Origin of the sequence: Pseudomonas sp. NPDC099000 (genome assembly GCF_044759925.1) — a bacterium.
GTDB lineage: Bacteria > Pseudomonadota > Gammaproteobacteria > Pseudomonadales > Pseudomonadaceae > Aquipseudomonas.
This window is the reverse complement of the sequence record NZ_JBIWAF010000002.1, coordinates 13,514-27,998: the sequence shown is the minus strand read 5'-3', so window position 1 is coordinate 27,998 and position 14,485 is coordinate 13,514. Positions and strand designations below refer to the sequence as shown.

7 protein-coding genes are annotated in these 14,485 nt (G+C 61.9%); all 7 read left to right on the top strand.

The features are described from left to right. Positions 1–13: 13 nt before the first annotated feature. Positions 14–1,789, top strand: a complete 1,776-nt coding sequence (locus tag ACIQV9_RS02390; RefSeq protein ID WP_403097711.1) for a type I secretion system permease/ATPase — start codon at positions 14–16, stop codon at positions 1,787–1,789. Next, the gene (locus tag ACIQV9_RS02385) at positions 1,786–3,135 is read left to right on the top strand and encodes an HlyD family type I secretion periplasmic adaptor subunit (protein WP_403097709.1); all 1,350 of its coding nucleotides are present in this window, start codon (positions 1,786–1,788) and stop codon (positions 3,133–3,135) included. The genes ACIQV9_RS02390 and ACIQV9_RS02385 overlap by 4 nt, the downstream gene beginning before the upstream one ends. Positions 3,136–3,137: 2 nt before the next feature. Continuing rightward, positions 3,138–4,505 (top strand): TolC family outer membrane protein, encoded by a 1,368-nt coding sequence (locus ACIQV9_RS02380; protein WP_403097707.1) that lies wholly within the window; start codon positions 3,138–3,140, stop codon positions 4,503–4,505. A gap of 103 nt (positions 4,506–4,608) precedes the next feature. After that, entirely contained in the window at positions 4,609–7,566 is a 2,958-nt protein-coding gene (locus ACIQV9_RS02375; RefSeq protein WP_403097705.1) for an autotransporter domain-containing protein, read from the top strand. Positions 7,567–7,678: 112 nt separating this feature from the next. Next, positions 7,679–10,726 (top strand): autotransporter domain-containing protein, encoded by a 3,048-nt coding sequence (locus tag ACIQV9_RS02370; protein ID WP_403097702.1) that lies wholly within the window; start codon positions 7,679–7,681, stop codon positions 10,724–10,726. Positions 10,727–10,750: 24 nt separating this feature from the next. Continuing rightward, positions 10,751–12,439, top strand: coding sequence for a polyurethanase (locus ACIQV9_RS02365; protein ID WP_403097699.1), 1,689 nt, complete (start codon positions 10,751–10,753; stop codon positions 12,437–12,439). 96 nt (positions 12,440–12,535) lie between these two features. Next, positions 12,536–14,389: a polyurethanase gene (locus ACIQV9_RS02360; protein WP_403097697.1), complete on the top strand. Its 1,854-nt coding sequence runs from the start codon at positions 12,536–12,538 to the stop codon at positions 14,387–14,389. Positions 14,390–14,485: the final 96 nt, after the last annotated feature.

Here is a 14,485-nt window from a genome sequence, read left to right as displayed (position 1 = left end):
TCAGGAAAAATCAATGAAGATGGCGAAGACCCCAGCCACCGCACCGTTGTTCAAGGCACTGGGCGACTATAAGAGCATCCTGATCAGCGTCGGTTGTTTCACCGCGTTGATAAACATATTGATGCTGGTTCCGTCGATTTACATGCTCCAGGTCTACGACCGCGTGCTGTCTTCGCAAAACGAAACCACCCTGGCCATGCTGTCGTTGATGGTGGTCGGATTTTTCGCCTTTATCGGTGTGCTGGAGATCGTGCGCAGCTTCATCGTCATCCGCATCGGCAGCCAACTGGAGCGCCGTTTCAACCTGCGGGTGTATCAGGCCGCGTTCGAGCGCAACCTGCTCAAGGGCGAGGGCAACGCCGGGCAATCCCTTGGCGATCTGACCCATATTCGCCAATTCGTCACCGGTCCTGCGCTGTTCGCGTTCTTTGATGCGCCGTGGTTTCCGGTCTATCTCTTCGTGATCTACCTGTTCAACGTCTGGCTCGGTGTGTTCGCAACCGTGGGCGCAGTGGTGCTGATCGGCCTCGCTTGCCTTAACGAGGCAATGACCAAAAAGCCCCTGGGCGAAGCCGCCGGGTTTTCCCAGAAATCCAGCCAGCTGGCCACCAGTCACCTGCACAACGCCGAAACCATTCAGGCCATGGGCATGCTCGGTGTGTTGCGCAAGCGCTGGTTTCAGGTGCACTCGCGTTTCCTCGGCCTGCAGAATCAGGCCAGCGACACCGGTGCCATCATCAGCTCCCTGAGCAAAACCTTGCGCCTGTGCCTGCAATCCCTGGTTCTGGGCCTCGGCGCCTTGCTGGTGATCAAGGGCGACATGACCGCCGGGATGATGATCGCCGGTTCCATTTTGATGGGCCGCGTCCTGAGCCCCATCGATCAACTGATCGCGGTCTGGAAGCAATGGAGCGGCGCCAAGCTCGCTTACCGTCGTCTTGATTCGCTGCTGCAAGCCTTTCCACCGAGTGACGAAGCCATGGCGCTGCCGGCGCCGAAAGGCCAGATCACCTTCGAACAAGTCAGCGCCGGCCCACCGGGGCAACGGGCGGCGACCCTGCACATGGTCAATTTCAGCCTGGGTGCCGGTGAAGTGTTGGGCGTACTCGGCGCCTCCGGCTCCGGCAAGTCGACCCTGGCCCGAGTGCTGGTCGGCGTCTGGCCAACTCTCGGCGGCACTGTGCGGCTCGATGGCGCGGACATCCATCGCTGGAACCGCGACGACCTCGGTCCCTACATCGGTTACTTGCCCCAGGACATCGAATTGTTCAGCGGCAGCATCGCCGAAAACATCGCGCGGTTTCGCGAAGCCGATCCGCAAAAAGTCGTCGAAGCGGCGCAACAGGCGGGCGTCCATGAGCTGATCCTGCGCATGCCGCAGGGCTACGACACGGTGCTGGGCGAGGACGGCAGCGGCTTGTCTGGCGGCCAGAAGCAACGGGTGGCATTGGCTCGCGCGCTGTACGGCAAGCCAAGCCTGGTGGTGCTCGATGAGCCCAATTCCAACCTCGACACCGTGGGCGAAGCGGCGCTGGCCGGCGCCATCGCGCAGATGAAGGGCCAGGGCACCAGCGTGATTCTGGTGACCCATCGCTCTTCGGCGCTGGCCCAGGCCGACAAGCTGCTGGTGCTCAACGAAGGTCGTTTGCAGGCCTTCGGCCCCAGCCAGGAAGTGCTCAAGGCACTCTCCGGCGCCCATGAGCAGCAACGCGAAAAACCGGCGCAAGCACCGGGCGGGCTCAGCATGAGTCGCCAGTATCAGCCTACGACAAGGAATTCGGGTGTATGACCAGCGCTCGCATGAACACTGAAAACGAAGCGACGATGGAACACGATTACATCGCCGAACGCCCTGAGCGTGATGCGCGATTCTTCGCCCGCATGGGCTGGATTCTGGCGATCGTCGGCGCCGGCAGTTTCTTCACCTGGGCCAGCCTCGCGCCGCTCGACCAAGGTATTCCGGTGCAAGGCACGGTCGTGGTCTCGGGCAAGCGCAAAGCCGTGCAATCGATGAGCAACGGCGTGGTCAGCCGGATTCTGGTGCGCGAGGGCCAAGTGGTAAAGCAGGGCCAGCCGCTGTTCCAGCTCGACCAGACCCAGGTCGCGGCCGATGTGCAATCGCTGCAAGCGCAATACCGCATGGCTTGGGCCAGCCTGGCGCGGTGGCAGAGCGAACGGGACAACCTCAAGCAGGTGAATTTCCCGGCGGAACTGAGCAACGATCCCGATCCACGCCTGGCTCTGGTCCTTGAGGGGCAGCGGCAATTGTTCAGCAGCCGCCGCGAAGCGTTTTCCCGTGAGCAGGCGGGTTTGCGCGCAAGCATCGAAGGTGCCAGCGCGCAATTGGCCGGCATGCGCCGCGCCCGCACGGACCTGACGGCTCAGGCCAGTTCGCTGCAACAACAACTGAGTAATCTTCAGCCCCTGGCTGACAACGGCTACATCCCGCGCAACCGCTTGATGGAGTACCAGCGGCAACTGTCGCAGGTGCAGCAGCAACTGTCGGAAAACAGCGGTGAAAGCGGCCGGGTCGAGCAGGGCATCCTCGAATCGCGCCTGAAGCTGCAACAGCACATCGAGGAATACCAGAAAGAAGTCCGCACGCAACTGGCCGACGCGCAACTCAAAAGCGTGACCCTGGAAGAGCAGCTGACTTCCGCCGGGTTCGATCTGCAACACAGCGAAATCATCGCCACCGCCGACGGCATCGCGGTCAACCTTGGGGTTCACACCGAAGGTGCGGTGGTCCGTCAGGGCGAAACCTTGCTGGAGATCGTGCCGCAAGGCACCCGCCTGGAAGTGGAAGGGCACTTGCCGATCAACCTGATCGACAAGGTCGGCACCCACTTGCCGGTGGACATTCTGTTCACCGCGTTCAACCAGAGCCGCACACCCCGAGTGCCTGGCGAAGTCAGCCTGATTTCCGCCGATCAGATGGTCGACGAGAAAACCGGCGCGCCGTACTACGTGCTGCGCAGCAGCGTCAGCGACCAGGCCATGGAAAAACTCAACGGCCTGGTGATCAAGCCCGGCATGCCGGCGGAAATGTTCGTGCGTACCGGTGAACGTTCACTCCTCAACTATTTGTTCAAACCGCTGCTCGACCGGGCAGGCTCCGCGTTGACCGAGGAATAAGGATGTTCGGCTGTATGAATAAGCTTTCAATGCTCGCAGCCACCCTGGCGTTGCTGACGTGCAACAGTGTGATGGCCTCCATGGGGCCGTTCGAGATCTACGAGCAAGCGTTGCGCAATGACCCGGTGTTCCTTGGCGCCATGAAGGAACGCGATGCCGGCCTGGAGAACCGTATCATTGGCAGGGCCGGGCTGTTGCCCAGGATTGGTTACACCTACAACAAGGGGCGCAACACCTCCAAGGTTACCCAAATCAATGAAGGTCGGCCGGACTTCACTGAGGACCGCAACTACGGCAGCTACGGTTCGAACCTGACCCTGCAACAGCCATTGCTCGATTACGAAGCCTACGCGGCGTACCGCAAAGGCGTGGCGCAGTCGTTATTTGCCGACGAAGCCTTTCGCGGCAAGAGCCAGGAGTTGCTGGTTCGTGTGCTGGAAAACTACACCCATGCGTTGTTCGCTCAGGATCAGATCGACATCGCGCAGGCGAAGAAGAAAGCCTTCGAACAGCAGTTCCAGCAGAACGAGCAGATGTTCCGCCAGGGCGAGGGCACGCGCACCGATATTCTTGAGGCCGAGTCTCGCTACGAACTGGCGACCGCCGAGGAAATCGAGGCACGCAACGAGCAGGACGCATCCTTGCGCGAACTGGGCGCGCTGATTGGCGTGCCAGCGGTCGACATCACGGACCTGGCGCCGCTGGACCAGAACTTCCAGACCTTCAGCCTACTGCCGGCCAACTACGACACCTGGCACGAGATGGCCGTGGCCAACAACCCGAACCTGGCCTCGCAGCGCCAGGCTGTGGAAGTCGCGCGGTATGAAGTCGAACGCAACCGCGCCGGACACCTGCCGAAAGTCAGTGCCTACGCTTCGGTGCGCCAGAACGAATCGGAAAGCGGCAACACCTACAACCAGCGTTACGACACCAACACCATCGGCATTGAAGTCAGCGTGCCGTTGTACGCCGGCGGCGGGGTGTCGGCGTCGACCCGACAGGCCAGCCGCACCATGGAACAGGCCGAATACGAACTGGACGGCAAGACCCGGGAAACCCTGATCGAACTGCGTCGGCAATTCAGCGCCTGCCTGTCGGGGGTGAACAAGTTGCGGGCCTATCAGAAAGCCCTGAAATCGGCGGAAGCGCTGGTGGTCTCGACCAAGCAAAGCATCCTGGGCGGCGAGCGGGTGAACCTGGATGCGTTGAATGCCGAACAACAACTATTTACCACCCGCCGGGATTTGGCTCAGGCAAGGTACGACTACCTGATGGCCTGGACCAAATTGCATTACTACGCCGGGACACTGAATGAGCAGGATCTGGCCAAGGTGGACGAGGCGTTCGGCCAAGGCCCGAGATCTCAATGATTTGACCTGTAGCAGCAGGCTTCGCCAGCTGTTACAGGAGTTGCGTGTGGCCCCTAATGGGCAACCAGAATTCTAAAAACGCCAAAAAAGCGAGAAGTTGAACATGGATGTACAGATCAAGCCGATGTCGGTCGGCACGTTATTGCTCTGGATTTCAGTAGCGCCAGGCTCGGCCCAGGCGCTTTACCAGGAAACCGGCACTCTGGGCGATGCCGCCAGTTGGCGCTCGGTGGAATTTCAGCGTGACTGGGGACTGGCCCGCATGCAGGCCGACCAGGCCTACGCCGCCGGTATCACCGGCAAGGGTGTGAAAATCGGCGAGCTCGATTCAGGCTTCGATGCAGCCCATCCCGAATTCGCCACCGACCGTTACCACGCGGTGTTGGCCAGCGGCAGTTACGTCGACGGTTCACTGTTCAATGTCGACGGCACCCTCAACGCCAATAACGACTCCCACGGTACCCACGTCGCCGGCACCATCGGCGCCTCCCGCGATGGCACCGGCATGCACGGTGTGGCGTACAACGCGCAGGTCTACGTCGGCAATACCAACAAGAACGACAGTTTTCTGTTCGGCCCCAACCCGGATCCGCGCTACTTCAAAGCGGTCTACAACGCCTTGGCCGACGCCGGCGTGCGGGCGATCAATAACAGCTGGGGCAGCCAGCCACCGGACGTCAGCTATCGCACCCTCGGCGATCTGCACGCCGCCTACGCTCAGCACTGGAACAAAGGCACCTGGATCGATGCGGCGGCTGATGTTTCCCGTCGCGGTGTGATCAACGTGTTCAGCGCCGGCAACAGCGGTTACCCGAATGCCAGCGTGCGTTCGGCCTTGCCGTATTTTGAACCAGACCTGGAAGGCCATTGGCTGGCGGTGTCGGGGCTGGATCAAAGCAACCAGCAGAAGTACAACCAGTGCGGGATCGCCAAGTATTGGTGCATCACCACCCCCGGCGCGAAAATCGACAGCACCATTCCCGACGCCGGTTATGCGATCAAGTCCGGCACCTCCATGTCCGCGCCGCATGCCACCGGCGCGCTGGCGCTGGTGATGGAACGCTATCCGTACATGACCAACCAGCAGGCGCTGGAAACCCTGTTGACCACCGCCACCCAACTCGACGGTTCCGTCACCCAGGCGCCGAACACCCGCGTCGGCTGGGGCGTGGCCAACCTTGAACGGGCGATGCGCGGGCCGGGGCAATTGCTCGGGCGCTTCGACGCCAATCTGGGGGCAGGGCAGAGCGATGTCTGGAGCAACGACATCTCGGACAACGCGCTGATCCAGCGGCAGGGCGAAGACGCGGCCGAACGCAGTGCCTGGCAACAGACGTTGAGGGCCAAAGGCTGGGAGAACGGCGTGCCGGCCGGTGCCAGCCAACAGGATCAGACGGATTACGCCGTCGGCATGGCTCGCGATTCAGCGGCCGCCAGCCGAGTCTATGAAGGCAGCCTGATCAAGTCCGGAGCCGGACGATTGATGCTGACCGGCGACAACACCTGGCGCGGGTCGACCACGGTGAATGGCGGCCTGCTGTCGGTCAATGGTTCGTTGGCATCCAGCGTGACCGTCAATGACAGCGGCACGCTGGGCGGTTCAGGACGAGTCGGCGCACTGACGGCCAACCGGGGCGCTACCGTTGCGCCGGGCAATTCCATTGGCACCTTGCAGGTCGCTGGCGACGTCACGTTTGCGCCCGGCTCGACCTACGCGGTGGAGCTGTCGCCGACTGACAGTGACCGGATCATCGCGGGCGGCACGGCCACGGTTAGCGGGGCGACGGTCAGCTTGTCGCTGGAAAACAGCCCGACCTTGCTCAGCACTCAACAAGTGCAAAGCCTGCTCGGTCACCAATACAACATTCTGCAAGCGGCCGGCGGCATTCAAGGTCAGTTCGGTGCGGTGTTGCCCAATTATCTGTTCATTGGCGGCAGCCTCGATTACGCCGCCTCCGGTATTCAACTGAGTGTGGAGCGTAACGACACGACTTTCGCCAGCGTCGGCCAGACGCCGAATCAACGTGCCGTCGCCTCTGCCGTGGAGGGGCTTGGGGCAGGCAATCCGGTTTACGAAAGCCTGTTGCTGTCGCCCACCGCGACGTCCGCACAGCAGGCGTTCCAGCAGTTGTCGGGGGAAATCTACCCGGCGTTGGGCTCCGTGCTGATTAACGACAGTCGTTACCTGCGTGATGCGGTCGGTGAGCGACTGGTTGACGCCAAAGGCGCGCAAAGCAATGGCTGGATAAAGGCGCTGGGGGCCTGGGGCAAGACCGATGACCGGCATGACACCGCCGGTTACACCACCTCGATTGGCGGCTTGCTTGCCGGTGTCGATGGTGCGATTGACGAGCAAACCCGGATCGGCCTGGTCACCGGTTATAGCGATAGCTCGGTGAGCATGGGCTCGGGCACTCATTCATCGGCCAAGGTCGACAGCTATCACTTGGGTGCGTATGCCGGCCGCGAACTGGGTGCCTGGCGGCTGAGTGCCGGCGGTGCCTACAGCTGGCATCGCGCCGACGTCAAACGTGACCTGCAATACGGCGACGTCAGCGCCAAGCAGAAAGCCAAGGTCGATGCCGGCACCACTCAGGTGTTCGGTGAAGCGGCGTATCGCCTGAACCTGCAACCGCTCGCGCTCGAACCCTTTGCCAACCTGGCCTACGTACACCTCGACACCGAGGGTTTCACCGAGAAAGGCGATGGCGCCGCACTGAAAAGCCGTGGCGACACGCGGGAGGCGGTGCTCAGCACGTTGGGCGTGCGCGCGTTGAAAACGGTGAACCTGTCCGGCCAGCAACAGCTTGAGCTGGGAGCGAGCCTCGGCTGGCAGCGCAACCTGAGTAACACCGATGCCGAAGAACACCTGGCATTTTCCAGCGGTAGCACGCCGTTCTCGGTGGAGAGCTCGCCCATGGTGCGTGATGCGGCGCTGGTAGGCGCCCATGCCAGCCTGGCCCTGAGCCGGGACATTCGCGTGAACCTCGATTACACCGGCCAACTGGCCAGCCGCGAGAAGAGCCATGGCGTAGGGCTGAGCCTCAATTGGCAGTTTTAACCTGAACCCTTGTAGCAGCTGCGCCAGCTGCTACAGGGGGCGTGCTTCACAACATAAAAGTGTGCTTTTCAGAGCACAGGATTTTCGCAACACAACTAAGGACGGTAGCTGGATGAATAAGAAGTACAACAACCTTGCCTTGCTCTGTGCATTGGCCTCTGTAGGCACCGCACAAGCGGCGCCCTACGTGGAAAACGGTAAAGCAGGCGATCCCAACAGCTGGCGCAGCGCTGAGTTCAACGCGGACTGGGGCCTGGGCGCGATCAACGCCCAGGATGCCTACGCCGCCGGTTACAGCGGCAAAGGCGTGAAACTGGGGATCTTCGATCAACCGGTTTACGCCCTACACCCGGAATTTTCCGGTGCCAACAAGGTCGTCACCCTGGTCACCAGCGGTATCCGCGAGTACACCGACCCGTACATCCCGGTCAAAGCCGGCGATGCGTTCCGGTATGACGGTTCGCCCACGGTCGGCTACGACGGCAAGCTCGGCTCCCACGGCACTCACGTCGGCGGGATCGCGGCTGGCAGCCGTGACGGCAACCCGATGCACGGCGTGGCGTACAACGCGCAGATCATCAGCGCCGACAACGGCGATCCAGGCCCCGAAGACGGCATCATCCTCGGCAACGACGGTGCGGTGTACAAGGCCGGTTGGGATGCGTTGATTGCCAGCGGTGCGCGGATTATCAACAACAGTTGGGGCATCGGCATCACCGATCGATTCGATCTGGGCGGCCGCGACCCGGCGTATCCGCACTTCACCGTGCAGGACGCGCGACTGCAGTTCAATGAGATCCAGCCCATCCTCGGCACACGCCAGGGCGGCGCCTATGACGGTGCGATCGCGGCCGCTCGCAGCGGCATCGTGACGATCTTCGCCGCCGGCAACGACTACAACCTCAATAATCCGGACGCCATTGCCGGACTCGGTTATTTCGTCCCTGAAATCGCGCCGAACTGGATGACCGTCGCGGCCTTGCAGAAGAACCCGGACCTCAACAGCCCGGACCTCTACAACATCAGCACCTTCTCGTCGCGCTGCGGCTACACCGCGAGTTTCTGCGTGTCGGCACCGGGCAGCAAGATCTTCAGCGCAGTCATCGGCGGCACCAATGCCGATAACATGACCATCGGCTACGCCAACAAAAACGGCACCTCCATGGCGGCGCCGCACGTCGCAGGCGCGGTGGCGGTGTTGATGGAACGCTTCCCGTACATGACCGGCGCCCAGGTCGCCAGCGTGCTGCGCACCACGGCCACCGACATGGGCGCACCGGGTGTCGACTCGCTGTATGGCTGGGGCATGATCAACCTGCGCAAAGGCATTGATGGCCCGGCGATGTTTGTCACCGAGCAAGACATTCCCGAGGAGTTCCGCATCCAGGGCGCCTACGGCTCCAGCCAGTTTGTCGCGGACTTGCCGGGCATCGGCGCGATTATCGATGCGGGCAAACCGACCGAACGCGTGTGTAACGACGTGCAGTGTGGGCGGGACGTCTGGCGCAACGACATTTCCGGCCACGGCGGCTTGACCAAGCAGGGCATCGGCACGCTGGTGCTGACCGGCGCCAACACCTACGCCGGCCCGACGCTGGTCAATCAGGGTCGATTGGCCATCAACGGCTCGCTGCTCTCGGCGGTCACCGTCAACGACAGCGGGATCCTCGGCGGTAACGGCCGGATCGGCGCATTGACCGCGAAAAGCGGTGGCACCGTGGCGCCCGGCAATTCCATCGGCACCTTGCAGGTGGCGGGCGACGTGACTTTCGAGCCTGGCTCGACCTACGCCGTGGAATTGTCGCCCACCAGCAGCGACCAGATCATCGCGGGCGGCAAAGCCGTGATCGACGGCGCGACCGTCAGCCTGTCCCTGGAAAACAGCCCGACCTTGCTGACCACCAGCGAAGTGCAATCCCTGCTCGGCAACCAATACAACATTCTGCAAGCGGCCGGCGGGATCGAAGGGCGTTTCGGTGCGGTACTGCCTGACTACCTGTTCATCGGCGGCACACTCGGCTACTCGGCCAATGGCATCCAATTGGCGGTAGAGCGCAACGCCGCGTCCTTCGCCAGTGTCGGCCAAACCCCGAACCAACGCGCTGTCGCCGCTGCCGCCGAGCAATTGGGCGCCGGCAATGCGCTCTATGAAACCCTGCTGCTGTCGCCGACCGCGGCGGTTGCGCAACAAGCTTTCCAGCAACTGTCCGGTGAAATTCATCCGGCGATCGGCACGTTGCTGATCAACGACAGCCGTTACCTGCGCGATGCCGTCGGCGAACGCCTGCGTGAGCGGGATCTGTTCGATGCCGCGGCACCGACCGATGACCGCAGCAACGCCTGGGTCAAAGTCCTCGGCGCCTGGGGAAAGAGCGATGGCGGGCATGACAACGCCAGTTCCAACAGCTCCATCGGCGGCTTGCTGGCCGGTGTCGACGGTCTGATCACTGAAGATACGCGGCTGGGTTTCGTCACCGGGTATAGCGACAGCTCGTTGAGCATGGGCGATGGCACGCATTCATCAGCCTCGGTCGACAGCTACCACTTGGGCGCCTACCTGGGCCATGAAATCGATGCGCTGCGCTTGAGCGTCGGCGGCGCCTACAGCTGGCATCGCATCGACGTGAAACGTGACCTGCAATTCGGCGACGTCAGCGGCAAACAGAAGTCCAAACGCGATGCGACCACCGCCCAACTGTTTACCGAAGCGGCGTATCGCCTGGACCTGCAGCCGCTGGCCCTGGAACCGTTCGCCAACCTGGCTTACGTGCACCTCAACCGCGACAGCTTCACCGAGAAAGGCGATGCCGCCGCGCTCAAGGGAGGCGAAGACAACCGCGACGCCGTGCTCTCGACCCTCGGTGTGCGGGCGAGCAAAGCCATTGCCCTGTCGGACAAACAGCAACTGGAACTGTCCGGCACTCTGGGCTGGCAGCACAACCTGAGCAACACCCGTTCCGAAGATCACCTGGCCTTCGCCAACGGCAACACCGGGTTCAGCGTGCAGAGCGTTTCCCTGGATCGTAACGCCGCCGTTGTGGGTGCGCGAGCCGGTCTGGCGGTGGCTCGGGATGTGCGGGTGAGCCTGGACTACAACGGACTGCTGGGCTCCAACGAGAAAGACCACGGTGTAGGTCTGACACTCGACTGGCAGTTCTGATTTCACGCAAAGGAAGCAAACAACATGGGACTGTTTGATTACAAAAATGCGGATGGCAAGGCGTTGTACAGCGACGCCATCGCGCTGACGCTGTACGCGTACACGCCAACCGGTCAGCCGCTGCCGGCCACCGCCTGGGCGCCGATTAGCGCTGCGCAGCTGGGTTACCAAGGCAAGGTCGGGGCTCAGGGCACCTTCTATGGCGAGAAGGACGGCTTCACCAGCGCCGAAGCCGAAGTGCTCGGCAAGTACGACACGGCGGGCAAGCTGATCGGTATCGGCATTGCCTTCCGGGGTACCGGAGGCCTGGGGTACAGCGACACCTTCGGCGACATGAAGAACAACCTGCTGGCCGCCGTCGGCCCGGTGGATTACGCGACGAACTATGCGAAGAATGCCTTCGACAACTTGCTCAAGGACGTAGCCGCGTTTGCGATCGCCCATGGATTGAGCGCAAAAGAGGTGATGGTCAGCGGCCATAGCCTGGGCGGGCTCGGGGTCAACAGCCTCGCCGAACTGAGCGGCAATAACTGGGGCGGATTCTTCAAGGACGCCAACTACATTGCGTTCGCCTCACCGACCCAGAGCGCCACCGGCAACAACGTGTTGAACATCGGCTACGAGAACGACCCGGTATTCCGGGTGCTCGATGGCACCACGTTCAGCAGTGGTTCCTTGGGCAAGCACGACGGGCATCAGGATTCGGCGACCAACAACATCGTCAACTTCAATGACCAGTACGCGTCCACGGCGCAGAACCTGGTGCCGTTCAGCATCCTCAATCCGCTGAACTGGTCGGCCCATGGCTCGTTGGGCTATGCCGACGGATTGAACCGGGTGATCGACTCGCGCTTCTACGACCTCACCGGCAAGGACTCGACGCTGATTGTCTCCAACCTGGCGGAATCGTCCCGGGGCACCACCTGGGTCGAGGACCTCGGTCGCAGCGGCGAGCCCCACACCGGCAGCACCTTCATCATCGGCACCGACAGCAACGACCTGCTCAAGGGCGGTGTCGGCAATGACTTCATCGAAGGCCGCGACGGCAACGACCGGTTCCGCGATGACGGTGGCTACAACTTCCTGCTGGGCGGCAAGGGCAGCAACACCTTCGAATTGCAGAAGCCGTTGCAGAACTTCAGCGTTGCCAACGACGGCGACGGCACGCTGTACGTGCGTGATGCCTATGGCGGCATCAGCATGACCCGCGACATCGGCGCGCTGGTGAGCAAGGAGTCGGGTTCATGGTGGGGCAGTAAGGAGGTGACTTACAGTGTCACCGCCAGCGGCTTGCTCAACGGCAGTGAATTGACCCACTACAACCACTCGCTCAACGGTGACGCCTACGGCAACACACTGGCAGCCAGCGTCGACGGCGACTGGTTGTTTGGCAATGCCGGCGACGACCTGCTGAGCAGCGACAAAAGCCAGGTGACCTTCGTCGGTGGCGCGGGCAACGACGTGATGCAGGCTTCGGGTGGCAACAACACCTTCCTGTTCAGCGGCGCCTTCGGTTTTGACGCGATCAACGGCTATCAAGGCAACGACAAGCTGGTGTTCCTCGGCGTTCAGGGCGCGGGGCAGGGTTATGACTACAAGCAACACGCCTCGCAGTCGGGCCATGACACGGTGCTGAAGGTCGGCGATTTTGCCGTGACCCTGGTGGGAGTGGGACTGGACAGCCTGTCGGCTTCCGGCATTACGTTTGCGTAAAAGCTGCATGCACTAAATGCTCCGGGACGCCTCGGGAGCGAGGCGTCCTGGTTGTGAGCTATCTCTGACAATTCCAACAAAAGAGAGGCAATACCAATGGGTGTGTATGACTACAAAAACTTCGGTACAGCCGATTCCAAAGCGTTATTTACCGACGCGATGGCAATCACGCTGTATTCCTATCACAACCTCGACAACGGCTTTGCCACCGGTTACCAGCACAACGGCTTCGGCCTTGGCTTGCCGGCGACCCTGGTCACCGCGCTGCTGGGTGGCACCGATTCACAGGGCGTGATTCCGGGCATTCCGTGGAACCCCGATTCGGAAAAAGCCGCCCTGGAGGCCGTGCAAAAAGCCGGCTGGACGCCCATCACGGCCTCGCAATTGGGCTATGACGGCAAGGTCGACGCTCGCGGAACGTTCTTCGGCGAGAAGGCCGGGTACACCAGCGCGCAGGTGGAAATCCTCGGCAAGTACGATGCTCAGGGCCATCTGACCGAAATCGGTATCGCCTTTCGCGGCACCAGCGGCCCGCGAGAAACGCTCATCAGCGACTCCATCGGCGACGTGATCAACGATCTGCTGGCGGCGCTCGGCCCCAAGGATTATGCGAAAAACTACGTGGGCGAAGCCTTCGGCAATCTGCTCGGCGACGTCATGGCCTTTGCCCAGGCCAATGGCCTGTCGGGCAAGGACGTGTTGGTCAGTGGCCACAGCCTCGGCGGGCTGGCGGTCAACAGCCTGGCGGACTTGAGCACGGACAAGTGGTCCGGGTTCTACAAGGATTCCAACTACATCGCCTACGCGTCCCCGACCCAGAGCAGCACCGACAAAGTGCTCAACGTCGGCTATGAAAACGACCCGGTGTTTCGTGCCCTCGACGGATCATCCTTCAACCTGTCGTCGGTGGGCGTGCACGATGCCGCCAAGGCCTCGACGACCGATAACATCGTCAGCTTCAACGACCACTACGCCTCGACCGCGTGGAATGTGCTGCCGTTCTCCATCCTCAACATCCCGACCTGGATCTCGCACTTGCCGACTGCCTATGGCGACGGCATGAACCGGGTGATCGAATCGAAGTTCTACGACCTCACCAGCAAAGACTCGACGATCATCGTCGCCAACCTCTCGGACCCGGCACGCATCAACACCTGGGTTCAGGACCTCAATCGCAACGCCGAAACCCACAAGGGCAGCACCTTCATCATCGGCAGCGACGGCAATGACCTGATTCAGGGTGGCAAGGGCAACGACTACCTGGAGGGTCGGGACGGTAACGACACCTTCCGTGACGGTGGCGGCTACAACATCGTATTGGGTGGCAAGGGCAGCAACGTGCTGGACTTGCAGCAGTCGGTGAACAATTTCAACTTCGCCAACGATGGCGCCGGCAACCTCTACGTCCGTGATGCCAATGGCGGCATCAGCATCACCCGGGACATCGGCAGCATTGTCACCAAGGAGCCGGGGTTCCTGTGGGGGCTGTTCAAGGATGACGTGACGCACAGCGTGACGGCCAATGGACTTGCCGTCGGCAACAACCTGACTCAGTACGCGTCAGCGGTGAAGGGCGGCGCGGGGGCCGATACGCTTAAGGCGCAGGCGACGGGCGACTGGCTGTTCGGTCTGGACGGCAACGATCATTTGCTCGGCGGCAAGGGCAACGATGTGTTTGTCGGCGGAGCGGGGAATGACCTGATGGACTCAGGGGGCGGGATTGATACGTTCCTGTTCAGCGGTGCGTTTGGGCAGGACCGGGTGGTGGGGTACCAGGCGAACGACAAGCTGGTATTTCTCGGGGTTCAGGGGGTAGCGCCGAATGATGATTATCGGGCGCATGCCACGACGGTGGGGCAGGATACGGTGCTGACGTTTGGCGCGGATTCGGTGACGTTGGTGGGGGTTGGGCTGGAGAGCTTGTCTGGCTCAGGGATCGTAATCGCCTGACGTTGGTGTGGCGCCGGTAAGGGCCCCTTCGCGGGCAAGCCTCGCTCCTACAAGGAATCGCAAAACCTCTGTAGGAGCGAGGCTTGCCCGCGAAGA

Coding starts and splice junctions, on each gene's coding strand:
- ACIQV9_RS02370 (WP_403097702.1), top strand. CDS start 7,679: ATGAATAAGAAGTACAACAACCTTGCCTTGCTCTGTGCATTGGCCTCT.
- ACIQV9_RS02385 (WP_403097709.1), top strand. CDS start 1,786: ATGACCAGCGCTCGCATGAACACTGAAAACGAAGCGACGATGGAACAC.
- ACIQV9_RS02360 (WP_403097697.1), top strand. CDS start 12,536: ATGGGTGTGTATGACTACAAAAACTTCGGTACAGCCGATTCCAAAGCG.
- ACIQV9_RS02380 (WP_403097707.1), top strand. CDS start 3,138: ATGTTCGGCTGTATGAATAAGCTTTCAATGCTCGCAGCCACCCTGGCG.
- ACIQV9_RS02365 (WP_403097699.1), top strand. CDS start 10,751: ATGGGACTGTTTGATTACAAAAATGCGGATGGCAAGGCGTTGTACAGC.
- ACIQV9_RS02390 (WP_403097711.1), top strand. CDS start 14: ATGAAGATGGCGAAGACCCCAGCCACCGCACCGTTGTTCAAGGCACTG.
- ACIQV9_RS02375 (WP_403097705.1), top strand. CDS start 4,609: ATGGATGTACAGATCAAGCCGATGTCGGTCGGCACGTTATTGCTCTGG.